This window comes from Enterobacter sp. MALB-1, from assembly GCF_041021625.1.
Taxonomy (GTDB): domain Bacteria; phylum Pseudomonadota; class Gammaproteobacteria; order Enterobacterales; family Enterobacteriaceae; genus Enterobacter; species Enterobacter oligotrophicus.
Map to the genome: position 1 here is coordinate 3,016,963 of NZ_JBDPJL010000001.1, position 22,832 is coordinate 3,039,794.

Below are 22,832 nucleotides of genomic sequence, written 5' to 3' on the forward strand. Positions count from 1 at the left end.
TTATTTCTTCAGATGAGGATGGAAATTACACGGACGGGTACGGGCATCCAGTTGCGGGGCGATTATGTTTTCCCACGCGGTACGGCAGGCTTTCGTGGAGCCTGGCATGGCGAAAATCAACGTGTTATTCGCGACCCCCGCCACAGCGCGCGACTGCAGCGTGGAGGTGCCAATCTCTTCAAACGAGAGCATACGGAACACTTCGCCAAAGCCTTCCACCTCGCGGTCAAAAAGCGGGACCAGCGCTTCAGGCGCTTGATCGCCTGCGGTAAACCCGGTGCCACCGGTGATCAGCACCACCTGCACCTCGTTGCCTGCAATCCACTGAGAGACCTGAGCGCGAATGGCGTAGCGGTTCTCTTTCACAATCGCTTTATCGACGATTTTATGCCCCGCGTCATGTGCCGCATCACGCAGCCAGTGGCCGGAGGTATCATCCTCTTCGCCACGGCGATCGGAAACGGTAAGAATAGCAATGCGTGTCGGGATAAATTCTGCGCTTACCTGACTCATCTTCTGGTTCCTTCTTAAGACGGATTACCCGCCAATGTATGACAGGTTTTGAGTAATTCCGGTGTTGCCCTGATGCAGGAAGTGGGTCTGCTTTTTATGCATCAGCGCTTCAGAAATGCGCGCTTCAAGTGCGTCCTGCTGAGCGTCGTCTTCCAGCAGATCGCGAAGTTCTACGCCACCATCGCCAAATAAGCAGAGGTGCAGCTTGCCGACGGACGAAACGCGCAGGCGATTACAGCTGGCACAGAAGTCTTTTTCATAGGGCATGATAAGCCCAATTTCCCCTTCGTAATCCGGGTGACAAAAGACCTGCGCCGGGCCGTCGCTGCGCTGGCGGATCTGGTGGAGCCAGCCGCGTTTCAGCAGCTCGTCGCGCAGCACCATGCCGGAAATATGGTGGCGGCGGAACAGCTCACTGCCCTCGCCAGTTTCCATTAGCTCAATAAAACGCAGTTGAATGCGGCGTGGTTTGATCCACGCCAGGAAGGTGTCCAGTTGATGATGATTCACATCACGCATCAGAACCGTATTGACTTTCACTTTGTCGAAACCGGCTGCAAACGCGGCGTCGATGCCATCCATCACCTGACGGAATTTGTCCTGGCCGGTAATAGCGTGGAACTGGCGCGCGTCGAGGCTATCCACGCTGACGTTGATCGCCGTCAGCCCCGCCTCACGCCAGCTCACCACGTCACGGGCCATACGGTATCCATTGGTGGTGACGGCAATTTGCCGGATACGGTCATTCTCCCGCACAGCGGCAATGATGTCAGGGAAATCGCGACGCAAAGAAGGTTCGCCACCGGTCAGACGCACTTTTTCGGTGCCGAGATCAGAGAAGGCGCGCGTGACGCGACGCACTTCATCGACGGAGAGAAAGCCGTTATTGGTGACCTTGCCCGGCTTGTAGCCATCGGGCAGACAGTAGGTGCAACGGAAGTTGCACACATCGGTAATCGACAGACGTAAGTAGAAAAACTTACGCGCGAAAGCATCAGTAAGTTGTGAAGCCATGTACACCTTTCCAGATACGGGAGGCACAGTCATTTCTTTCTGTACCCTGGTGGCAAATCCGCCACGGCCAGAGCGCCATATCTTTCGACACAGGCGCTAAGGCTAGAGTGTATGTTTTCAATTTCGAAAACGTGGTTAAGGCGATAGTAGCGCGGAAATCATCACTTCGCCATTATCGCTTTACGCTATATAATTATGTATATAGCGACATGATCGTGCATTTTCACTACAGAATACGCAAAAACTGTATTTTCGCATTGATATACGTCAGTTTGCGTGGGGTGAGGCATCGTCTTTTAGGGGTAGTTAGGTTACTGTTACAAAGAGTGAATATGATAAGGAATGTGTATGCGCAATCGCACTTTTGCGGATCTTGATCGTGTCGTCGCGCTTGGCGGGGGCCACGGCCTGGGACGAGTTATGTCTTCGTTATCGTCCCTCGGCTCACGGCTCACAGGGATCGTAACCACAACGGACAATGGCGGCTCCACCGGGCGAATTCGCCGCGCCGAAGGCGGGATTGCCTGGGGGGATATGCGCAACTGTCTGAACCAGTTAATTACCGAACCGAGCGTCGCGTCAGCGATGTTTGAGTACCGTTTTGGCGGTAATGGAGAACTTTCCGGGCATAACCTGGGAAATCTGATGTTAAAGGCGCTGGATCACCTGAGCGTGCGCCCTCTTGAGGCCATCAATTTAATCCGTAATCTGCTTAAAGTTGATGCGTTCCTGATCCCGATGTCAGAACAACCGGTCGATTTAATGGCGATAGATGCCGAAGGCCACGAAGTTTACGGCGAAGTGAATATTGACCAGCTCATCCAGCCACCGACAGAGCTGATGACCTATCCAGGCGTTCCTGCCACGCGTGAAGCGGTCGAAGCAATTGGCGAAGCCGATCTTATCCTGATTGGGCCTGGCAGTTTTTACACCAGCCTGATGCCTATTCTGCTGGTGAAGGAGCTGGCGCAGGCGCTGCGCAGAACGCCAGCCCCAATGGTGTACATTGGCAACTTAGGACGTGAACTGAGCCCGGCAGCAGCGAGCTTGTCGCTGGCGGACAAGCTGAACCTGATGGAGCAGTATGTTGGTAAGAAAATTATCGATGGCGTCGTGGTAGGGCCAAAAGTCGACGTTTCAGGTATTGGCGATCGTGTGGTGGTGCAGGAGCCGCTGGAAGCGAGCGATATTAAATATCGCCATGACCGCCATCTGCTGCGCGACGCGCTGGAGAAGGCGATTCAGGCGCTGGGCTAACAAAAAATCCCCGGTGACGCTGCGCTTACCGGGGCTACAAAAGACGCTAACCCCGTAGGCCCGGTAAGCGCAGCGCCACCGGGCAAAACAGTCTCACGATGCTGCGATGAAAAGATCGCGTAGCTGATGAAGCTGGTCGCGGATTTGCGCCGCCTCTTCGAACTCCAGGTTCTGCGCGTGCTGCATCATCTGCCCTTCCAGCTCGTGGATCTTCTGCTGCAACGCTTTCGGCGTCAGCGCGACGGTATCTTCTTCCACCACTGAACGCGCCTTGCCACGCCCTTTCGCTTTGGTCTTCGCTATGTTCTGGCCCAGCGCCAGAATATCCACCACTTTCTTGTTCAGCCCCTGCGGGGTAATGCCGTGTTCTTCGTTGTAGCGCTGCTGTTTCTCACGACGGCGTTCCGTTTCGCCAATCGCTTTCGCCATCGACGGGGTAATTTTATCGCCGTACAGAATGGCTTTTCCGTTAACGTTACGCGCGGCGCGGCCAATGGTCTGAATCAGAGAACGTTCAGAACGCAGGAAGCCCTCTTTATCGGCGTCCAGAATCGCCACCAGCGACACTTCCGGCATATCCAGACCTTCTCGCAGCAGGTTGATCCCCACCAGTACGTCAAACTCACCCAGACGCAGGTCGCGAATAATCTCCATACGCTCCACGGTGTCGATGTCCGAGTGCAGATAGCGCACGCGCTCGCCGTGCTCTTCGAGATATTCAGTGAGGTCTTCCGCCATACGCTTGGTCAGAGTAGTGACCAGCACGCGCTCATTGATGGCAGCACGGATACGGATCTCCGACAGCAGATCGTCGACCTGAGTGGCAACCGGACGCACCTCGATAATCGGGTCGAGCAACCCTGTCGGACGCACCACCTGATCCACCACGTCGTCACCGGATTTCTCCAGCTCGTAGTTGCCCGGCGTGGCCGAAACGTAGATCGTTTGCGGCGCGAGCGCCTCAAACTCTTCAAATTTCATCGGACGGTTATCCAGCGCCGATGGCAGGCGGAAACCGTACTCTACCAGCGTCTCTTTACGCGCGCGGTCGCCGCGGTACATCCCGCCGATCTGCGGGATCGTCACGTGGGATTCGTCAATCACCAGCAGGCCATCCGCCGGAAGGTAGTCAAACAGGGTTGGCGGTGCTTCGCCAGGTCCACGCCCCGAGAGGAAACGCGAGTAGTTTTCGATGCCAGAGCAGTAGCCCAGCTCGTTCATCATCTCCAGATCAAACTGAGTACGCTGGCTTAAGCGCTGCTCTTCGAGCAGCTTGTTGTTCGCCAGAAGCACCTTGCGGCGATCGGCCAGCTCCACTTTGATCTCTTCCATCGCCTGCACGATACGCTCGCGTGGCGTCACGTAGTGTGTTTTCGGGTAGATGGTAAAACGCTGGATCACCGATTCCACGTGTCCTGTCAGCGGGTCAAACAGCGACAGCCTTTCCACCTCTTCGTCGAACAACTCCACGCGCAGCGCCATATCGTCCGATTCCGCCGGGAAGATGTCGATCACCTCACCGCGCACGCGGAACGTACCACGCTGGAACGCCTGGTCGTTGCGGGTGTACTGCAGCTCCGCCAGACGGCGTAAAATCGCACGCTGATCGATAATCATCCCCTGGGTCAGGTGCAGCATCATCTTCAGATAGAGATCCGGATCGCCCAGACCATAGATGGCCGAAACTGACGCCACCACCACCACATCACGTCGCTCCAGCAGCGCTTTCGTCGCTGACAGGCGCATCTGCTCAATATGCTCGTTCACCGAGGCATCTTTCTCGATAAACGTGTCTGAGCTTGGAACATAGGCTTCTGGCTGATAGTAGTCGTAGTAGGAGACGAAATACTCCACCGCGTTATCCGGGAAGAACTCTTTCATTTCCCCGTAGAGCTGCGCCGCCAGCGTTTTGTTCGGGGCAAGCACCATCGTGGGGCGTTGCAGGTCGGCAATCACGTTGGCGATGGTAAAAGTCTTACCCGAACCGGTCACACCTAATAGCGTCTGGTGCGCCAGCCCATCTTCCAGCCCCTCTTCCAGCCGACGGATAGCCTCGGGCTGATCCCCCGAAGGACGGAAAGCAGAATTCAATTTGAACGGTTTACTCATGGACGACAACCTGATGACGGATTAAGCGGCAGGTGAGTAATTTTACTCGTTGTGGCCAGGATTGCCAGTAAAAAACACTGGATGAAAAACCAGTAGCGTGTCAGGATATTTAGCGTAACACAGGGAAGATTAGCGCGATAACGGTCGAAATGTAGACGGTGACGAAATAAAACACCACTGAACCAGGTTATCCCCAAAAATTTTTCTTTTTTAACATTTGTCAAGCTGTGTAATGAAAGTTTTATGGCAACGGGTGACAGTTTCATTACGCGCATTGATTTTATCTAACCTGCTAATATATAAACGATATTTCTTAAAGCCGCGTTTCGCATCAATTTGGGCGTAACCCGCGTATTCTCTCGCTTATCGCATGTTTTCTAACTCTAATGCACATGGTTATCCACAGGAATAGTGGATAACTGCTTCCAGCCCGTACAGACCGCCGCTCAGCAAATTCCCGGTTTTTCCCACGAAGCGGCAACAAAAAATTTTTATCGCTATTTTTTGACGATAAACCGCTAAGTAGTTCATAAGACGTTGACGAGATCTTGCTCACATTTCGGCCCTTCCCTCACTGCACCACAACTCTGCATGACAGGCACTGACGCTGTGCAATTCGACAATTTTGCGCCCGTTGTTCCAGGGCTTAATCCTAAAAAAGACGTTTTTTTAACCCGCTAATCGGTTCTGGCAGGCGTTTTGCACATTCCTGCCGGAGCATTACCCAAACACATTTTTAAGGAGAGAAAGATGTTGAGTCTGCGTGCAGTCAATCAATTTTACGGAAGCCAACATACGCTATGGAATGTGGATTTAGATTTGCCACAAGGCATGTGCACGGGCGTCGTCGGTCTGCCAGGAATGGGCAAAACCACCCTGATAAATTGCATCACCGGGAATGTGCCCGTAGAGAGCGGCACCATCATCTGGCATGAAGCCGGTGCCCCGCCGCGCGATTTGCTGAACCAGGCGTCTGAGCAGCGACCAGCGCCAGGAATTGGCTATGTTCCGCAGGACAGGCGAATATTTTCTCAGTTAACTATCGAAGAGAATCTGCATATCGCAATGCGGGCAACGGGGATGGCGGCGTCTGGTGCGAAAAACGATGTTTACGACCTGCTCCCCCAGCTCTATACCCTGCGCCAAATGCGTGCGAACACGCTTTCCCCTGACGATCAGTATCAGCTCGCACTGGCCAACGCGCTGGTCACTCGTCCTCGCGTGTTGATCATCGATGAGCCGATGCATGGCGCAGGGCACAGCATCGCCCGGAAGCTGGCTCAGCTGCTGGCGCGGTTAAATCGGGAACTGGGGATGACGGTGCTGTTAGCAGAGCCGCAGCTGTCGTTTATCCGCCGGGTCGCGGACCGCTTCTGCATGCTGTATCGCGGGCGTAACGTGGCGCAGGGCCACGTTAACGAGCTGGACGATGAGCTTATCGCTCACTGGATGTCGCGGGACGCAAGACGCTGAGGTCGAGATATTTTCCGGTTTCAGCCTGTTCCGGGCCGTCAGCGAGCCACGGGATCTCCCCAAGGCATGGCGCAGGAAGCACCCGTCTGAGCGTCGCCAGATACTCCTGGTGGCGTTTCCCAGGCGCAACCACGTCATTGGCTATCCAGCCAGCCAGGGGCAATCCCGCCTGCTGCACGGCCTGTGCGGTTAACATGGCATGGTTAATACAGCCCAGCTTCACGCCAACGACAAGGATAACCGGAAGCTGCTCGGCCTGTACCCAGTCGGCAAACGTCTGCTGGTCCGAAAGCGGTGTAAACCAGCCACCCGCACCTTCCACCAGCACCCAGTCAGCCTGATTTTCCAGCGCTCTTAATCCGGCAGATAACACATTCAGATCAATCGGACGGCCCTCATCTGCGCTGATGATGTGTGGCGAGGTTGGTTCTGCGAAGGTGTACGGGTTTACCGCGGCATAGGCAAGTTCAAGGCTGCTGTTGCGTTGCAGCGCCAGCGCGTCAGTGTTGCGTAGCCCTTCAGGGGTTATCTCACTCCCGGACGCAACGGGTTTATACCCGGCGGTGATTTTCCCCTGCCGACGCGCCGCCTGCAGCAGCGCGGAACTGGCAACCGTTTTGCCTACTTCTGTATCCGTTCCGGTGACAAAGTAACGTTCAGTCACGATCGATAATCCCATGAAAAAGTTGATAAGAGAGCGGGAACGCGCCCCGCTGCTGCGGCCAGGCCAGCTCCAGACGCTGCAATTGCCCGCGGGTGAGCGGCGTGCTTTCGCGCCCGGTATGCAGATGGGTGGCACCAATTCCCTTCAGCGAGCGCATGGCGCTGAAGGCATCGCTGAAGTGAAGCGTGATGGTCTGCACCGTACTGCGATAGCGCCAGCCTTCCAGCGCCTGGGTCACCTGCTCTTGCGATAAGAATCGGTTGGCGTGCGGCTGTGCATCCACCGCTTTCCAGGCCTGGTTTAGCTCCGGTAAAGAGCTTTCCAGCAGCGTGGTAAACGCCACTTTTCCGCCTGGCCTTGCCATACGATAAAGCTCGCTTAACGCCAGGGGCAGGCTGCTGCACCACTGCACCGCAAGGTGGCTCCAGACCAGATCAAACTGCGCATCGGGCAGCGGGATCGCCTCGATATCGGCCACCAGATAGCGGTCTGCCGACTGTCGCTTTCGCGCCTCGTCCACCATTTTCTCTGAAAGATCGATAGCCGTAACGTCGCTGCCGGTCTCACGCCAGTAGCGGCTGTTGGCACCGGGACCGCACCCGGCGTCCAGCACCCGCAGAAAAGCGCTCTCACCGAGCGTGGCAAGCAGTCCCTGCGCGCTCCGGCGCTGCAGTTCATCGTGCTGAGAGTAGCTCTGCGCCGCCCGGCCAAACGCGGCGGCGATGGCCTGTTTATTGACTGGCGACATAGAGTGCCTCCAGCAGGGCATCAATATCCTGTAACTCATGCGCCGCCGTGAGCGTTAAACGCAGACGCGCCGTCCCCGACGGAACGGTTGGCGGGCGAATGGCGGTCACCCACATACCCTGCCTGCGAAGCGCCTGCGCCAACTCCAGCGTCCGGCTGTTTTCGCCCACAATCACGGGCTGAATCGCACTCTGCGAATCGGTACTCAGGAAGGGAAGATGGCGTAAGCCCTGACGAAAATGGTGAATGTATCCCGCCAGGCGCGTCCGTCGTTCGCGGCCTTCTGCGCTTCGGATCACCGCCATTGAAGCTGACAGCGCCACGGCCTGCGCGGGTGGCATGTTGGTGCTGTAAATCAGATGCCGGGCGAACTGCAGCAAATAATCAGCAACGGAATCACTGCACAGCACGGCGGCACCGCTGACGCCGAACCCTTTGCCGAAGGTCACAATCAGCAGTTCCGGCTTCACGTTTTGCTGGTACGCGCTACCGCGCCCTTCGTCGCCCATTACGCCAATACCGTGGGCATCATCAACCAGCAGCCAGGCGTGTTGCTGCTTCGCCGCCTCGTGCACTGCGCGAAGCGGCGCACTGTCGCCGTCCATGCTGAACACCCCTTCCGTCACCACCAGTTGCTGTCCGTGACAGGGCTTATCCAGCAGCGAGCGAAGCTGAGCCACATCGTTATGCGCAAAACGCCGCAGCTGTGCCGGGCTTAAATTTGCCGCCTCCAGCAGCGAGGCATGGCTTAAGCGGTCGGCAACAATGCGGTCATCTTTGCCCATCAGTGCGGCGATCACCGCCTGATTTGCGGCAAAACCGGAGATAAACAGCAGCGCACGCGGATAGCCGAGCCAGTCGGCAAGCTCCTCTTCCAGAGTCTGATGCGCCGGAGTATAGCCGCTGACGTGGCCAGAGCCTCCGCTACCCACGCCGTATTTCTCCGCCCCTTGTTGCCAGGCGCGGACGGTCTGCGGGTGCTGGCTGAGGCCGAGATAATCGTTACTGGAGAAATTACAAAATTGCCGGTTCTCGCAGCTAAGAAAGCGACCCGCGCCGTTTTCCACGACGTTACGGACGCGGAAAGCGTCCGCCGCACGACGCTCATCAAGTGCAGACTGAATACGTGCCTGCCAGGTCATACGGCTGCCGCGTTGTAGAACTGTTCGGTATCGGCGTTGAAAATCTGCTGCTCCAGCTGCTGCTGTTGCTCGTTGTCGCCCGTCAGCACCTCGGTCTGGTGTGGGTTCAACCCCAGCTTACGGAACAGCTGCACGTCTTTGTCCTCTTCCGGGTTTGGCGTGGTGAGCAGTTTGCAGCCGTAGAAGATGGAGTTGGCCCCGGCCATAAAGCACATCGCCTGCGTCTGCTCGCTCATCTGCTCACGACCGGCAGAGAGGCGAACGTAAGAGGTCGGCATCATGATGCGCGCCACCGCGATAGTGCGAATAAAATCAAACGCATCCACATCGTCGTTATCCGCCAGCGGCGTGCCTTTGACCTTCACCAGCATGTTGATTGGCACACTTTCCGGCGGCGTCGGCAGGTTCGCCAGCTGTAACAGCAGACCCGCGCGATCTTTCACCGTTTCGCCTAAGCCCACGATACCGCCAGAGCAGACTTTAATGCCCGCATCACGGACTTTATCCAGGGTGTCCAGACGCTCCTGATAGGTGCGCGTGGTGATGATGTTGCCGTAAAACTCCGGCGAGGTGTCGAGGTTGTGGTTGTAGTAGTCCAGCCCCGCCGCCGAGAGGCGCTGCGCCTGCTCCTCGTTCAGCGTACCGAGCGTCATACAGGCTTCGAGGCCCATCTCCTTCACGCCCTTCACCATCTGCTCCAGATATGGCATGTCGCGATCGTGCGGGTTTTTCCACGCCGCGCCCATGCAGAAGCGAGTCGAGCCGGCGTTTTTCGCCTTACGGGCGGAGTCGAGCACCTGCTCCACCTCCATCAGACGTTCTGACTCCAGACCCGTTTTATAACGCGCGCTTTGCGGGCAATATTTGCAGTCTTCCGGGCAGGCACCGGTTTTGATCGACAGCAGCGTGCTGACCTGAACCTGGCGTGGGTCAAAGTGCTGACGGTGCACCTGCTGAGCTTCAAACATCAGCTCCAGGAAAGGTTTATTGAATAATTCAGTGACTTGCGACATCGTCCAGCGTGCGTGGTGAGCCATTGGGCTTCTCCAAAGGGTTTTGTTAATTGTCGGTTCGGTTTATACTTGTAAACCTAAAACTTTTCAAAATGGTTTACAAGTCTCTTATGACCCAGGACGATCTCGCCTTCGACAAGCAGCATATCTGGCACCCATACACTTCCATGACCCACCCTCTTCCCGTCTACCCGGTGGCCTCAGCCCACGGATGCGAGCTGAAACTTGCCAACGGTGACGCGTTGGTTGACGGCATGTCCTCCTGGTGGGCGGCCATTCACGGGTACAATCACCCGCGCCTGAACGCGGCGATGAAAGCGCAGATTGACCAGATGTCACACGTGATGTTTGGCGGGATCACCCATCAGCCTGCCGTTGATGTGTGTCGTCGTCTGGTGGCGATGACGCCAGACGCGCTGGAGTGCGTGTTCCTTGCCGATTCCGGCTCCGTGGCCGTTGAAGTGGCGATGAAAATGGCGCTGCAGTACTGGCATGCCAAAGGCGAATCCCGCCAGCGGTTCCTCACCTTCCGTAACGGGTATCATGGCGATACGTTCGGGGCGATGTCGGTGTGCGATCCGGACAACTCGATGCATAGCCTGTGGAAGGGCTATCTACCGGAAAACCTGTTTGCCCCCGCGCCGCAAAGCCGCTTCGACGGTGAGTGGAACGAAATGGATATGGTCGGTTTTGCGCGCCTGCTAGCGGCGCACCGCCACGAAATTGCTGCCGTGATCCTGGAGCCGATTGTGCAGGGTGCAGGCGGGATGCGCATGTACCATCCGGAGTGGCTGAAACGCATTCGTAAGATGTGCGACCGCGAGGGCATTCTGCTGATCGCCGACGAAATCGCCACCGGCTTTGGCCGCACCGGTAAGCTGTTTGCGTGTGAACATGCGGGTATCACCCCGGATATTCTGTGCCTCGGCAAAGCGCTGACCGGCGGCACCATGACGCTCTCCGCCACGCTCACGACCCGCCAGGTCGCCGACACCATCAGCGACGGCGACGCGGGCTGCTTTATGCACGGGCCGACGTTTATGGGCAACCCGCTGGCCTGCGCCGTCGCAAGTGAAAGCCTCGCCATTCTGGAGAGCGGCGAGTGGCAAATGCAGGTGGCGGCAATAGAAGCGCAGCTAAAACAAGCGCTAAGCGTGGCCGCTGAGTCTGAATACGTCGCAGACGTGCGCGTCCTGGGTGCTATCGGCGTGATTGAAACCACTCATCCGGTGAATATGGCGACACTACAGCGGTTCTTCGTGGAACGGGGTGTGTGGGTTCGGCCCTTCGGCAAGCTCATCTACCTGATGCCGCCGTATATCATTACGCCGGAGCAACTGCGTAAATTAACCGAGGCGCTCGTAACAGCCGTTAACATTCCCGCGCATTTCACGATTTAACCCCATGAGTTACACTTCCTGAACAAGTGAATAACGAGGGTAAACCGTATGAAAATCATCAGTAAAGATCTGCGCGACGGCGAAAAACTCCCGGAACGCCACGTTTTCAACGGCATGGGCTATCAGGGGGATAATATTTCCCCGCATCTGGCGTGGGACGACGTTCCGGCCGGAACCAAAAGTTTCGTCGTAACCTGCTACGACCCGGACGCTCCCACCGGCTCCGGCTGGTGGCACTGGATTGTCGCGAACCTTCCGGCGGACACGCGCGTCCTGCCACAGGGTTCAGGCTCCGATCTGGTTGCGTTACCTGAAGGCGCTATTCAGACCCGAACCGATTTCGGCAAAGCAGGCTACGGCGGCGCGGCACCGCCAAAAGGAGAGACTCACCGCTATATCTTCACGGTGCATGCGCTGGATGTGGATAAGATTGAGGTGGACGAAGGGGCGAGCGGTGCGATGGTGGGCTTTAACGTCCATTTCCATTCACTGGGCAGCGCATCGATTACGGCGATGTATTCATAAACAAAGCCGGGTGGCGGCTACGCCTTACCCGGCCTACATTTCGCACTCGTAGGCCCGGTAAGCGCAGCGCCACCGGGCAAAAAATCACAACACTGAAGGCAACAACCCTACAAGCCTTCCCTCTTCCAGAAGCTGCATCGCCTTATCAATATCCGGCGCAAAGAAGCGGTCGTCATCGTAGTGCGTAACGTGCTCACGCAGTTCCTGACGCGCCTGCTCCAGCAGCGGGCTGGATTTTAGTCCTTCGCGCAGATCAATCCCCTGACAGGCCGCCAGCCACTCTACCGCCAGCACGCCGCGGGTGTTAGCAGCCATTTCCCACAAACGACGCCCGGCAGCCGGAGCCATCGAGACGTGATCTTCCTGGTTCGCGGAGGTGGGCAGGCTGTCCACGCTGTGCGGATGCGACAGCGCTTTATTCTCACTTGCCAGCGCGGCTGCCGTCACCTGCGCAATCATAAAGCCGGAGTTCACCCCGCCGTTACGCACCAGGAACGGCGGTAACTGGGACATATGTTTATCCATCATCAGCGCAATGCGACGCTCCGACAGCGCCCCTGTTTCAGCAATCGCCAGCGCGATATTATCCGCCGCCATCGCCACCGGCTCGGCGTGGAAGTTGCCACCGGAAACCACCTCATTCTCCTGCGCAAATACCAGTGGGTTATCCGACACCGCATTGGCCTCCACCAGCAGCACCTCTGCCGCCTGGCGTAGTTGCGTCAGGCAGGCCCCCATCACCTGTGGCTGACAGCGCAGCGAATACGGGTCCTGCACCTTATCGCAGTTATGGTGAGAATCGGCAATTTCACTGGTATCGGTCAGCAGATGGCGGTACATCGCCGCCGCGTCAATCTGCCCGCGCTGGCCGCGCACCTCGTGGATACGACCATCAAACGGACGACGCGAGCCAAGCACAGCCTCGGTGGTTAATGCGCCACAAACGACCGCCGACGCAAATAAATCTTCCGCTTCAAACAGGCCACGCAGCGCAAAGGCGGTAGAGGCCTGCGTGCCGTTGAGCAGCGCCAGCCCCTCTTTCGCCGCGAGCGTAATCGGCGCTAAACCGGCTTTTGCGAGTGCCTCTTTTGCAGGCAGCCACTCCCCCTGCCAACGCGCTTTCCCTTCACCCAACAACAGCAGTGACATATGCGCCAGCGGCGCTAAGTCGCCTGACGCGCCGACAGAGCCTTTCGCAGGTATCCACGGATAGACCTCCGCATTCACCAGCGCCATTAGTGCCTGGATCACGCTCAGACGAATGCCGGAGAACCCCCGCGCCAGGCTGTTGATTTTCAGCACCATCATCAGGCGGACAATGTCATCATCCAGCGGCTGACCGACGCCTGCGGCGTGGGACAGCACCAGCGAACGCTGCAGGTTTTCCAGATCGTGCGTGGCAATACGCGTCTGCGCCAGCAGGCCAAAACCGGTGTTGATGCCATAGGCGGTGCGCCCTTCGGCAACAATGCCCTCAACGCAGGCGACGCTGTCGTTAATCGCCGCATGAGCACTTTCATCAAGCGAAAGCGTGACCGGGTGACGCCAGACGTTACGCAGCTGTTTTAGCGTCAGCGATCCGGGAGTGAGTGTTAACGCGTTCATTTATGCTTTCCTTGTGTGGCAGGGATCATCGGCAGGTTTAGCCCCTGCTCTTTGGCACAGTCAATGGCAATCTCGTAACCCGCATCCGCGTGACGCATCACGCCGGTTGCCGGGTCGTTGTGCAGCACGCGCGCAATACGCGCGGCCGCGTCGTCCGTTCCATCGCAAACAATAACCATCCCCGAATGCTGGGAGAACCCCATCCCCACCCCACCGCCGTGGTGTAGCGACACCCAGGTCGCGCCGCTGGCGGTATTCAACAGTGCATTGAGCAACGGCCAGTCGGACACGGCGTCAGAGCCGTCACGCATGGCTTCGGTTTCACGGTTCGGGCTGGCGACGGAGCCGGAGTCCAGGTGGTCGCGACCGATAACAATCGGCGCGGAAACTTCACCGCTGCGCACCATTTCGTTAAAGGCCAGGCCCAGTTTTTGCCGCCACTCCAGCCCTACCCAGCAGATACGCGCCGGTAAGCCCTGGAAGTTAATGCGCTCGCGGGCCATATCCAGCCAGTGGTGCAGGTGTTCATCGTCGGCGACGATCTCTTTGACTTTCGCGTCGGTTTTGTAGATATCTTCCGGATCGCCAGAGAGCGCCACCCAGCGGAACGGGCCAATGCCACGGCAAAACAGCGGGCGAATATAGGCAGGCACGAATCCGGGGAAGTCGAAGGCGTGGGTCACGCCCATCTCTTTTGCCATCTGGCGAATATTGTTGCCGTAGTCAAAGGTCGGAATACCCATCTGGCTAAAAGCCAGCATCGCGGATACGTGCTCCGCCATCGAACGTTTAGCGGCAAGTACCGTGCCTTCCGGGTCGGTTTCCGCTTTTTGCTGGTATTCTTCCCACGTCCAGCCTTTTGGCAGATAGCCGTGGAGCGGATCGTGGGCGCTGGTCTGGTCGGTGACGAGATCCGGGCGCACGCCGCGGGCAACAAGCTCAGGAAGAATGTCCGCCGCGTTGCCGCACAGGGCAATCGACACCGCTTTACCGTCGGACGTGTATTTTTGAATGCGTGCCAGCGCGTCATCCAGATTATCCGCCTGTTCGTCCACGTAGCGAGTTCGCAGACGGAAATCGATGCGGCTCTGCTGGCACTCAATATTCAGTGAACAGGCTCCGGCGAGGGTTGCAGCCAGCGGCTGTGCGCCGCCCATCCCGCCTAAGCCCGCAGTCAGCACCCAGCGGCCTTTCAGCGAGCCGTTATAGTGCTGGCGACCGGCTTCCACGAAGGTTTCGTAGGTGCCCTGCACAATCCCCTGGCTGCCAATGTAGATCCAGCTCCCCGCCGTCATCTGGCCGTACATCGCCAGCCCTTTGGCGTCCAGCTCGTTGAAGTGTTCCCAGGTTGCCCAGTGCGGCACCAGGTTAGAGTTAGCAATCAGCACGCGCGGTGCGTTGTTGTGGGTTTTAAACACGCCGACCGGTTTGCCGGATTGCACCAGCAGGGTTTCGTCGTTTTCCAGACGGGTAAGCGCTTCTACAATGGCGTCATAGCATTCCCAGTTGCGCGCGGCGCGGCCGATGCCGCCATAGACCACCAGTTCATGGGGATTTTCCGCCACCTCAGGATCAAGGTTGTTCATCAACATGCGCAGCGGTGCTTCAGTGAGCCAGCTTTTTGCGGTAAGCGTGGTGCCGCGCGGGGCGCGGACATCCTGCTGGCGGTATTTACCTGACGACATTGTGTGCTCCTCATACGGGACAGATGGTGTATTTAGATATACTTGTATAGACAAGCACACACAAGGCTGAATTTAACAAAAAAGATACAATTTTGTTATATTGCGTTAGCTATCACGCTTTTAAAAACTTATGACATAAAGTGGCCTTGTAGCCGGTAGCGGTTACCAGGGAAAAGGAGTTTTGCGTGAGAGACAATCTGTGACGCTGACCAGGTGCGACGGCGGATCAGCAGGCACGGGTCGTGCTCCTTAATGCGCAACAGTTCGCACTCCAGCGGCGTGGCAAGCACCGCTTCCACAATATGCTCCCCTTCCGTCAGCGGCGCGACGAGCGAGAGATACGCATGCGGCGTGGTCTGGGTGTAATCCTGCTCCAGATACTCCGGCACGCTAATCGCGTTGACGCAGCGATCTTCAATCTGCACCGGAATGTCGTTCTCAAAATGCACCATCACGGAATGAAAGATGCGAGTTCCCTCTTTGACGTTCAGCTCCACGGCCTGTTCAGCGCTGGCCTGCGTCTCTTCGAGCACCAGCACTTCGCAGTGGTGCTGATGGTTTCGGGCGGCAATTTCATCGGCAATGCTGCGGATCTCAAACAGTGCCGACTGTCCTTTTGGCTCCGCCACAAACGTCCCCACCCCCTGCAGACGTACCAGCAGCCCTTCATCGGTGAGTTCGCGCAGCGCCCGGTTGATAGTCATCCGGCTAAAGCCAAACTGCGCCACCAGATCGGCTTCCGACGGAATGCGGTCATGAGGACGCCAGACGCCGGTTGCGATTTTTTCGCTGATCGCCTGTTTCACCTTTTCATAAAAAGGCGCAGGCGGGCCGGGTTGTTCCTGCGGTGAGCGTGAAAACATCGTGACTCCTTAAATGTGTGATGCCCACCAGTGAGCAATTTGCCAGGCCAGGCGGGCGGCAAGCCGTGCCCCTTGTCCGTCCCGGTCGTAGTGCGGATTAAATTCTACCAGATCGGCCGCCTGCAGTTTTCCGCTGCGACAGATGCGTTCGATAACCGGCATTAAATCCAGTGCCGGAATACCTAACGCTGCAGGTGCTGAAACGGCGGGCATCTCCGCGGCGGGCAGTACATCCAGATCGAGGGTGAGGTAGACGCGATCGGCCTGGGCTAAGACATCCTCAAGGGAAGATAACGCATCGCGCCTGAAATGCAGATCGTCCACCAGCGTAACCTTCAACCGTTCAGCGTCGTCCCACAGTGCCTGCGTATTCGCCGCGCGGCTTACCCCAAAGCAGGCGTACTGAAATTCACGCGACCAGGCAGCGCAGTATTGTGCGAGCTGGCGAAACGGCGTTCCGGAGGTCGCGCGTTCAGCGTTGCGCAGGTCAAGATGTGCATCAAGGTTGATTATTGCAACGCGGTCGTCCGGGAACGCATCCAGCACACCACGGCCATGTGCCCAGGCCGTTTCGTGTCCACCACCGAACACCAGTGTACGCATACCGGACTGCTGGCACGACGTTACCGCATCGCTTAACGCCCGCTGTGCAGCGTCGAGATTATCGCCCTCAACGTAAATTGATCCCATATCCGCAAGCTGCTCGTGCCCCTGGTGGCTCGCCATATTCGCCAGCGCCTTACGCAACACATCCGGCGCATGCATGGCACCGGGCCTGCCGTGGTTGCGCTTTACGCCTTCATCAGACTCAAAACCAATCAGCGCAATGCCTGACGACGCGGGTGAAAACGACTCACGGCGCTGTATCGTCTGGAAGATACGTTTTGTATTGCTGCCTTCCACGCTGTCGTCACGCCCCTGCCAGACCAGATCGGCAGTCGCCCGCCATAAATTCATACGGCTTCTCCCCGGAAAATACGTTGATAAAGTGGGTTACGTCCCGGCTCGTAGACCATCTCAACCGGATGGTGCGCATCCCAGACGATAAAATCAGCCACGTATCCGGCCTTTAATTGCCCGTGCGTCGCTCCGCGCCCTAACGCCTGTGCGGCATGCCGCGTCACGCCAGCCCAGGCTTCTTCCGGCGTCAGGCCAAACTGCACGCAGGCCATGTTCATCGCCAGATGGAGGCTGGCAAACGGGCTGGTGCCGGGGTTGTAGTCGGTGGCAACGGCGATGGGTATCCCCTGCTTTCTGAGCTGTTCAACCGGTGGCCGCTGGCGCTCCTGGAGAAAGTAGAACGCGCCGGGTAGCAGCACCGCGACCGTGCCGCTTTGCGCCATCGCCTGTACGCCAGCCTCATCGAGATATTCAATATGATCGGCGGAAAGCCCTTTGAAGCGGCTGACCAGCGCCGCACCGCCCAGATTCGACAGTTGCTCCACATGTCCTTTCACAGGAATACCTAGCGCCGTGGCAGCCTTAAAAACACGCTCGGTTTGCGATGGCGTGAAACCAACGTTTTCACAAAAGACATCTACGGCGTCGAACAGCCCTTTTTGCCAGAGGGCAGGCATGATCTGCTCGCACACCAGCGTAAGGTACGCATCCGGATCGTGACGATACTCTGCCGGTACGGCATGGGCGGAAAGCAGTGTTGGGCTGATTTCTACCGGATTGTTCCGGGCAAGCTGGCGCGCCACCTGCAGCATCTTCTCTTCGGCATCGGCGTTCAGTCCGTATCCGGATTTAATTTCAATGGTCGTCACACCCTCGTTCATCAGACGCTGCAGACGACGCTGTGCCAGCTCCTGCAAGGTGTCCGGCGAACTGCTGCGGGTGGCCGTTACGGTGGCGTTAATCCCTCCGCCCTGCGCACTGATAGCTTGATAAGAGACGCCGTTCAGCCGCTGCTCCCATTCTGCTGCGCGGTTGCCACCAAAAATCAGATGGGTGTGGCAGTCGATAAGTCCTGGCGTCACCAGCCGTCCCTGAAGGTCAATAACCTTGCTGTGCCCGGCAGGAACGTCGGACTCGGGAAGAACGGCCAGGATGGTTTGTCCGCGAACGACAATGGCGGACGACTCTGCCATTCCGTAAGGGGCGGTATAAGCGGGGTCCATCGTTGCCAGTCGCGCGTTGCGCCATATCAGATCGTCCGGATGAAGCTGCTGCATGAGCCTTCCACTTGTCATGGGTTGTATAGACATTTATTTTCATCTGCCCGTTGCTGTCAACCGCCTTTGTGGAAAATGTTATTTATTTGTGATGACTTTCCCGGCTCCCCGGCGGGAAAATGCAACTTTTACCCTTTTTATCTTCCCGTTTCGCTCAACTTAGTATAAAAAAGCAGGCTATTTCGTCTATCCCAATAAGACTTGCATACCCAGGAGCTCTATCTTGAACATTTCCAGGATTTCCCGTCTGGCGTTGGCACTCGCCTTTGGCGTGACTTTATCCGCTTGCAGCTCAACACCACCGGATCAGCGGCCGTCTGAGCAGGTTGCTCCGGGTACAGCATCCCGCCCGATTTTGTCCGCTGATGAAGCAAAAAACTTCACCCAGGCGCGCTACTTTACGGCGATGGACCCGAACGCTGCACCGTGGACGCCGTCTTCTGTTAACCTGCCTAAGCAACCTGACTTCGTGGTTGGACCGGCAGAGACACAGGGCGTGACGCATACCTCCATTCAGGCTGCGGTTGATGCGGCGATCACCAAACACAGCGCATCTCGTCAGTACATCGCGATCCTGCCAGGTGAATATGAAGGGACCGTTTACGTGCCTGCCGCGCCGGGCAGTATTACTCTGTACGGTCTGGGCGAAAAAGCGATCGACGTGAAAATTGGCCTGGCGATTGATTCTGAAATCGACAGCACTACCTGGCGTCGTCTGGTGAACCCGGCGGGTAAATACATGCCTGGTAAACCGGCGTGGTATATGTTTGATAACTGCCAGAGCAAGCGCACCGCAACCGTAGGCGTACTCTGCTCTGCTGTCTTCTGGTCACAAAACAACGGCCTGCAACTGCAGAACCTGACCATCCAGAATACCCTGGGCGACAGCGTTGACGCAGGCAACCACCAGGCTGTGGCGCTGCGTAGCGATGGCGACAAAGTGCAGATTAACAACGTGAACATTCTGGGTCGCCAGAACACCTTCTTTGTGACCAACAGCGGCGTGCAGAATACCCTGCAGAACAACCGTCTGACGCGTACTCTGGTGACCAACAGCTATGTTGAAGGCGACGTGGACCTCGTGTCTGGTCGTGGCGCGGTGGTATTTGATAACACCGATTTCCGCGTGGTGAATTCGCGTACCCAGCAGGAAGGTTATGTGTTTGCGCCGGCAACCCAGTCTAACCTCTTCTATGGCTTCCTGGCGGTCAACAGCCGTTTTAACGCTTCCGGTGAGGGTGTAGCGCAACTGGGTCGCTCTCTGGATGTGGACTCTGCCACTAACGGCCAGGTTGTGATCCGCGACAGCGTGATCAACGAAGGCTTCAACACGGCGAAGCCGTGGGCGGATGCTGCAATCTCCAAACGTCCTTTCTCCGGCAATACCGGTGCGGTGGATGACAAAGGCAACGTGCAGCGCAACCTGAACGACGCTAACTTTAACCGCATGTGGGAATACAACAACCGCGGTCTGGGTAGCAAAGTGGTTGCTGAGCCGAAGCAGTAAGATGCCCTTTTGCCGGGTGGCGGCTTCGCCTTACCCGGCCTACACAAACCGTAGGCCCGGTAAACGCAGTGCTACCGGGCATAAAAAAACCTCGCATTCGCGAGGTTTTTTGTTTTAAGCCGCTTAATGCGCGTTAACCACCACCCACATTGGCCCCTGGCCGACAGCATAGCGTCCTTTCTCTTCCAGCAAGCCCTGCTCGCCCTTGATTTCGTACAGCGCGATATGGTGAGATTTTTGTCCCGCCGCAATCAGGAACTTACCGCTGTGATCGATATTAAAGCCACGTGGCTGAGTCTCCGTTGGCTGGAATCCTTCAATCGCCAGCACGCTACCGTCTTCGGAGACGCTGAACACCGTAATCAGGCTGGAGGTGCGGTCGCAGGCATACAGGTGACGGCCATCCGGCGTGATGTGAATATCCGCTGCCCAGCGGGTATCTGAGAAATCAGATGGCATCATATCCAGCGTCTGCACGCACTCAATCTGGCCGTTCGGATCGCGCAATTCCCACACATCCACTGAGCTGTTCAGCTCATTCACCACGTAGGCATACTGCTGGTTCGGATGGAAAACCATATGGCGCGGGCCAGCCCCCTCAACGGTGGTCACTTCAGCAGGATTCTGCGCCACCAGGTGTCCATCATCGCTCAGGGTAAACAGACAGATGCGATCCTGCTTCAGCGCAGGCACCCACAGCGTGCGATTGTCCGGGGAAATATTGGCAGAGTGGCAGCCTTCCAGCCCTTCCACCACGTCAACGGTTTCTACCGGAATGCCGTCATCAAGACGCGTCACGCTCACGCAACCGGCATTATAAGAGCCGCTGAATACGAAGTTGCCTTTATGATCGGTAGAAATATGGGTTGGGCTGCCCGGCAGTGGCGCTTCTGCGGCATATGCCAGCGCGCCATCATCCGGGGAGATGCGGTATGCCAGCACGCGGAACTCCGGGCGCACGCCAACATAGAGAAAACGTTTATCCGGGCTGACGACCATTGGCTGAACTTGCCCCGGAACATCAACAACCTGAACCAGCGTGAGTGAACCTTCTGCATTCAAACGCCAGACGTGGATCTGCTGACTTTCAGGACTGGCGGTATAAACGGTTTGTTTCATGAATACTCCTTTCCTCACTGCGCGTGATAGTGATTATTTTTAACGGCGAATGCTGAATTGTAGTCTGGAATTTTGCAGCGATCTTCTCTCGGTGTACCATCCCATCAGACCTTAAATTCAACATTAACCCGGAAGAACAAATGACCTCGCGTGTGATTGCACTGGATTTAGACGGAACACTGCTTACGCCTCAGAAAACCCTGCTCCCCTCTTCTCTCGAAGCGCTTAAGCGCGCAAAGGAAGTGGGATATCAACTCCTTATCGTAACGGGTCGACATCACGTTGCCATTCATCCTTTTTATCAGGCACTGGCGCTGGATACACCTGCAATTTGTTGTAATGGCACCTATTTGTATGATTATCAGGCAAAAAAGGTTTTAGAGTCCGATCCGCTGCCGGTTCCTCAGGCGCTGCAATTGATTGATCTGCTCGATGAACACGCCATTCACGGCCTGATGTATGTGGATAACGCAATGGTATATGAGCGTCCAACGGGCCATGTGATCCGCACCAGCAACTGGGCGTTGTCACTGCCGGAAGCGCAGCGTCCGGTCTTTACTCAGGTCTCCTCTCTGCGCCAGGCGGCTGAAGACGTCGAGGCTATCTGGAAATTTGCCCTGACGGATGAAGACACCACCAAACTGAATATCTTCGCGAAACATGTGGAGCAGACGCTGGGCCTGGAGTGTGAGTGGTCCTGGCACGATCAGGTCGATATTGCCCGCAAAGGCAACAGCAAAGGCAAACGCCTGACGCAGTTTGTGGAATCACAGGGCTGGTCGATGCAGGACGTGATTGCCTTTGGCGATAACTATAACGACATCAGCATGCTGGAAGCCGCCGGTACAGGCGTGGCGATGGGCAACGCCGATGACGCAGTGAAAGCGCGCGCTAACGTGGTGATTGGCGATAACACTACCGACAGCATCGCACAGTATATTTATACGCACCTGCTGTAATCAGGTGGTAATGGAGACGCTCTTGATTTGCGCGTAAAGCCACAGGCCAGGTTTGATCCCTAACTCATCTCTGGCCCACGGGCTGATGCGCGCCCAGAGCGTCTTGCTGCCGACCTCCAGTTGCACTTCGACCTGGCCATTGTCATCAAAGCATTGCGCAACTTTGGCACGCAGGATATTTCGGATGCTGGTTTGCAGCGGTGGCTGCAACACCAGCGAGACATCTGATGCCTGAATGCGAATGCGCAGCGCAGACTGCAGCGGTTTATCAATCTTATTTACCCACAAATGCTGATCGCCCAGCGCCAGTGCGGTCATGGCGTAGTGCGGGTGGTGCTCCAGCACATTCACTTTCAGGATGCTGCTCTGCTGCTCTTTGGGTAGCCACGGATGCATCACACTGCTGCCCCATACCTCTTCCAGATTACCGAACGCCTTAACGTTGCCGTTCTCCAGCACCAGTACCTTGTCGGCCAGATGCAAAATTTCATCCAGCGAGTGGCTGACATACAGCATCGGGATATTGATTTCGCGCGCCAGACGTTGAAGATACGGCAGCAGCTCTCGCTTACGCGGAATATCCAGCGAGGCCAGCGGTTCATCCAGCAGCAACAATTCCGGCGCGGTCAACAGCGCACGGCCAATCGCCACACGCTGTTTTTCACCGCCGGAAAGCGAGGACGGCAGCCTGTCGAGCAAAGGTTCAATGCCCAGCAGCGCCACCAGCTTATTAAACTGCCCGGCCATACTTTTCGCCATGCCATAACGCAGATTGCCGCGCACGCTGTAGTGCGGGAATAATCGCGCATCCTGAAATACATACCCGATACGGCGTTTATCCGGTGACAGGTAAATCTTGTGCTCCACGTCATTTAAGACGCGGTTATTCAACACAATGCGCCCGGACTGGGGACGCGTCAGGCCGCTAATCGCATTGATGAGTGATGTTTTCCCCGCGCCGGATACGCCAAAAATGGCGGTAATGCCGCTCGCCGGCAGCGTTTCGTTTAGCGTCAGGCAGTGGTTGCCCAGCGTCTGGGTGAAATTGAGTTCCAGCATG

At 56.9% G+C, this 22,832-nt stretch carries 20 protein-coding genes and 1 riboswitch; of the genes, 6 read left to right on the plus strand and 14 right to left on the minus strand.

The genetic code is table 11. The annotated features are described in order from the left end of the window. On the minus strand, positions 1-513 hold the full coding sequence (gene moaB / locus ABGB15_RS14435; RefSeq protein WP_215723398.1) for a molybdenum cofactor biosynthesis protein B: 513 nt from the start codon (positions 511-513) through the stop codon (positions 1-3). A gap of 24 nt (positions 514-537) precedes the next feature. After that, entirely contained in the window at positions 538-1,527 is a 990-nt protein-coding gene (gene moaA, locus ABGB15_RS14440) for a GTP 3',8-cyclase MoaA (protein ID WP_215723397.1), read from the minus strand. Continuing rightward, a riboswitch (molybdenum cofactor riboswitch) is annotated at positions 1,515-1,649 on the minus strand. It overlaps the preceding gene by 13 nt. 226 nt (positions 1,650-1,875) lie before the next feature. Between moaA and yvcK the strand changes: the two genes are divergently transcribed. After that, positions 1,876-2,784: a uridine diphosphate-N-acetylglucosamine-binding protein YvcK gene (gene yvcK, locus ABGB15_RS14445; RefSeq protein WP_215723396.1), complete on the plus strand. Its 909-nt coding sequence runs from the start codon at positions 1,876-1,878 to the stop codon at positions 2,782-2,784. Between the two features lie 93 nt (positions 2,785-2,877). Here the strand turns inward: yvcK and uvrB are convergent, their stop codons facing one another. Next, positions 2,878-4,893 (minus strand): excinuclease ABC subunit UvrB, encoded by a 2,016-nt coding sequence (gene uvrB, locus ABGB15_RS14450; protein WP_152083934.1) that lies wholly within the window; start codon positions 4,891-4,893, stop codon positions 2,878-2,880. Positions 4,894-5,643: 750 nt separating this feature from the next. Between uvrB and ABGB15_RS14455 the strand changes: the two genes are divergently transcribed. Beyond that, positions 5,644-6,366 (plus strand): ABC transporter ATP-binding protein, encoded by a 723-nt coding sequence (locus ABGB15_RS14455; protein WP_215723395.1) that lies wholly within the window; start codon positions 5,644-5,646, stop codon positions 6,364-6,366. Here ABGB15_RS14455 and bioD read toward each other — a convergent pair. From bioD to bioB, 4 genes are read right to left on the minus strand one after another with little or no spacing between them, the layout of a single operon-like run. Next, the gene (gene bioD / locus ABGB15_RS14460; protein ID WP_167515551.1) at positions 6,329-7,030 is read right to left on the minus strand and encodes a dethiobiotin synthase; all 702 of its coding nucleotides are present in this window, start codon (positions 7,028-7,030) and stop codon (positions 6,329-6,331) included. The genes ABGB15_RS14455 and bioD overlap by 38 nt on opposite strands. Next, a complete protein-coding gene (bioC, locus tag ABGB15_RS14465) occupies positions 7,023-7,778 on the minus strand; it encodes a malonyl-ACP O-methyltransferase BioC (RefSeq protein WP_215723394.1) in 756 nt (251 codons plus the stop codon). The genes bioD and bioC overlap by 8 nt, the downstream gene beginning before the upstream one ends. Beyond that, positions 7,762-8,919, minus strand: coding sequence for an 8-amino-7-oxononanoate synthase (gene bioF / locus ABGB15_RS14470; RefSeq protein ID WP_215723393.1), 1,158 nt, complete (start codon positions 8,917-8,919; stop codon positions 7,762-7,764). Before bioF ends, bioC begins: the two co-directional genes overlap by 17 nt. Next, the gene (gene bioB / locus ABGB15_RS14475; RefSeq protein ID WP_215723392.1) at positions 8,916-9,956 is read right to left on the minus strand and encodes a biotin synthase BioB; all 1,041 of its coding nucleotides are present in this window, start codon (positions 9,954-9,956) and stop codon (positions 8,916-8,918) included. The genes bioF and bioB overlap by 4 nt, the downstream gene beginning before the upstream one ends. Positions 9,957-10,024: 68 nt before the next feature. On the opposite strand from bioB, the gene bioA reads away from it, so the two are divergent. Together bioA and ABGB15_RS14485 are read left to right on the plus strand one after the other, a co-directional pair. After that, positions 10,025-11,332 carry an adenosylmethionine--8-amino-7-oxononanoate transaminase gene (gene bioA / locus ABGB15_RS14480; RefSeq protein WP_215723391.1) on the plus strand — a complete coding sequence of 436 codons (1,308 nt, stop codon included), beginning with the start codon at positions 10,025-10,027 and terminating at the stop codon, positions 11,330-11,332. A gap of 48 nt (positions 11,333-11,380) precedes the next feature. Then, entirely contained in the window at positions 11,381-11,857 is a 477-nt protein-coding gene (locus ABGB15_RS14485; RefSeq protein ID WP_014169213.1) for a kinase inhibitor, read from the plus strand. 84 nt (positions 11,858-11,941) lie between these two features. On the opposite strand, the gene hutH is transcribed toward ABGB15_RS14485, so the two are convergent. The 5 genes from hutH to hutI all read right to left on the minus strand — a co-directional run bounded on the left by hutH (position 11,942) and on the right by hutI (position 18,187). After that, complete coding sequence (gene hutH, locus ABGB15_RS14490) at positions 11,942-13,462, minus strand: histidine ammonia-lyase (protein WP_215723390.1); 1,521 nt, start codon at positions 13,460-13,462, stop codon at positions 11,942-11,944. Beyond that, positions 13,459-15,147 carry a urocanate hydratase gene (hutU, locus tag ABGB15_RS14495; RefSeq protein WP_152083926.1) on the minus strand — a complete coding sequence of 563 codons (1,689 nt, stop codon included), beginning with the start codon at positions 15,145-15,147 and terminating at the stop codon, positions 13,459-13,461. The genes hutH and hutU overlap by 4 nt, the downstream gene beginning before the upstream one ends. A 128-nt stretch (positions 15,148-15,275) precedes the next feature. Then, positions 15,276-16,010 (minus strand): histidine utilization repressor, encoded by a 735-nt coding sequence (locus ABGB15_RS14500; protein ID WP_152083925.1) that lies wholly within the window; start codon positions 16,008-16,010, stop codon positions 15,276-15,278. Positions 16,011-16,019: 9 nt separating this feature from the next. Continuing rightward, positions 16,020-16,967 (minus strand): formimidoylglutamase, encoded by a 948-nt coding sequence (gene hutG / locus ABGB15_RS14505; protein WP_215723389.1) that lies wholly within the window; start codon positions 16,965-16,967, stop codon positions 16,020-16,022. Beyond that, on the minus strand, positions 16,964-18,187 hold the full coding sequence (gene hutI / locus ABGB15_RS14510; RefSeq protein ID WP_215723388.1) for an imidazolonepropionase: 1,224 nt from the start codon (positions 18,185-18,187) through the stop codon (positions 16,964-16,966). The genes hutG and hutI overlap by 4 nt, the downstream gene beginning before the upstream one ends. Positions 18,188-18,410: 223 nt before the next feature. Here hutI and ABGB15_RS14515 point away from each other — a divergent pair, with 223 nt between their 5' ends. Next, positions 18,411-19,694: a putative acyl-CoA thioester hydrolase gene (locus tag ABGB15_RS14515; RefSeq protein WP_215723387.1), complete on the plus strand. Its 1,284-nt coding sequence runs from the start codon at positions 18,411-18,413 to the stop codon at positions 19,692-19,694. Between the two features lie 123 nt (positions 19,695-19,817). Here ABGB15_RS14515 and pgl read toward each other — a convergent pair whose 3' ends face one another. Then, positions 19,818-20,813 carry a 6-phosphogluconolactonase gene (pgl, locus tag ABGB15_RS14520; RefSeq protein ID WP_152083921.1) on the minus strand — a complete coding sequence of 332 codons (996 nt, stop codon included), beginning with the start codon at positions 20,811-20,813 and terminating at the stop codon, positions 19,818-19,820. Positions 20,814-20,953: 140 nt separating this feature from the next. On the opposite strand from pgl, the gene ABGB15_RS14525 reads away from it, so the two are divergent. Then, positions 20,954-21,772, plus strand: coding sequence for a pyridoxal phosphatase (locus tag ABGB15_RS14525; RefSeq protein WP_152083920.1), 819 nt, complete (start codon positions 20,954-20,956; stop codon positions 21,770-21,772). On the opposite strand, the gene modC is transcribed toward ABGB15_RS14525, so the two are convergent. Further along, complete coding sequence (gene modC / locus ABGB15_RS14530; protein ID WP_215723925.1) at positions 21,773-22,831, minus strand: molybdenum ABC transporter ATP-binding protein ModC; 1,059 nt, start codon at positions 22,829-22,831, stop codon at positions 21,773-21,775. Position 22,832 lies beyond the last annotated feature (1 nt).

Excerpts from the sequence above, each read along its gene's own strand:
- moaB (WP_215723398.1), bottom strand. The coding sequence starts at position 513 with ATGAGTCAGGTAAGCGCAGAATTTATCCCGACACGCATTGCTATTCTT.
- moaA (WP_215723397.1), bottom strand. The coding sequence starts at position 1,527 with ATGGCTTCACAACTTACTGATGCTTTCGCGCGTAAGTTTTTCTACTTA.
- yvcK (WP_215723396.1), top strand. The coding sequence starts at position 1,876 with ATGCGCAATCGCACTTTTGCGGATCTTGATCGTGTCGTCGCGCTTGGC.
- uvrB (WP_152083934.1), bottom strand. The coding sequence starts at position 4,893 with ATGAGTAAACCGTTCAAATTGAATTCTGCTTTCCGTCCTTCGGGGGAT.
- ABGB15_RS14455 (WP_215723395.1), top strand. The coding sequence starts at position 5,644 with ATGTTGAGTCTGCGTGCAGTCAATCAATTTTACGGAAGCCAACATACG.
- bioC (WP_215723394.1), bottom strand. The coding sequence starts at position 7,778 with ATGTCGCCAGTCAATAAACAGGCCATCGCCGCCGCGTTTGGCCGGGCG.
- bioF (WP_215723393.1), bottom strand. The coding sequence starts at position 8,919 with ATGACCTGGCAGGCACGTATTCAGTCTGCACTTGATGAGCGTCGTGCG.
- bioB (WP_215723392.1), bottom strand. The coding sequence starts at position 9,956 with ATGGCTCACCACGCACGCTGGACGATGTCGCAAGTCACTGAATTATTC.
- bioA (WP_215723391.1), top strand. The coding sequence starts at position 10,025 with ATGGTTTACAAGTCTCTTATGACCCAGGACGATCTCGCCTTCGACAAG.
- ABGB15_RS14485 (WP_014169213.1), top strand. The coding sequence starts at position 11,381 with ATGAAAATCATCAGTAAAGATCTGCGCGACGGCGAAAAACTCCCGGAA.
- hutH (WP_215723390.1), bottom strand. The coding sequence starts at position 13,462 with ATGAACGCGTTAACACTCACTCCCGGATCGCTGACGCTAAAACAGCTG.
- hutU (WP_152083926.1), bottom strand. The coding sequence starts at position 15,147 with ATGTCGTCAGGTAAATACCGCCAGCAGGATGTCCGCGCCCCGCGCGGC.
- ABGB15_RS14500 (WP_152083925.1), bottom strand. The coding sequence starts at position 16,010 with ATGTTTTCACGCTCACCGCAGGAACAACCCGGCCCGCCTGCGCCTTTT.
- hutG (WP_215723389.1), bottom strand. The coding sequence starts at position 16,967 with ATGAATTTATGGCGGGCGACTGCCGATCTGGTCTGGCAGGGGCGTGAC.
- hutI (WP_215723388.1), bottom strand. The coding sequence starts at position 18,187 with ATGCAGCAGCTTCATCCGGACGATCTGATATGGCGCAACGCGCGACTG.
- pgl (WP_152083921.1), bottom strand. The coding sequence starts at position 20,813 with ATGAAACAAACCGTTTATACCGCCAGTCCTGAAAGTCAGCAGATCCAC.
- ABGB15_RS14525 (WP_152083920.1), top strand. The coding sequence starts at position 20,954 with ATGACCTCGCGTGTGATTGCACTGGATTTAGACGGAACACTGCTTACG.
- modC (WP_215723925.1), bottom strand. The coding sequence starts at position 22,831 with ATGCTGGAACTCAATTTCACCCAGACGCTGGGCAACCACTGCCTGACG.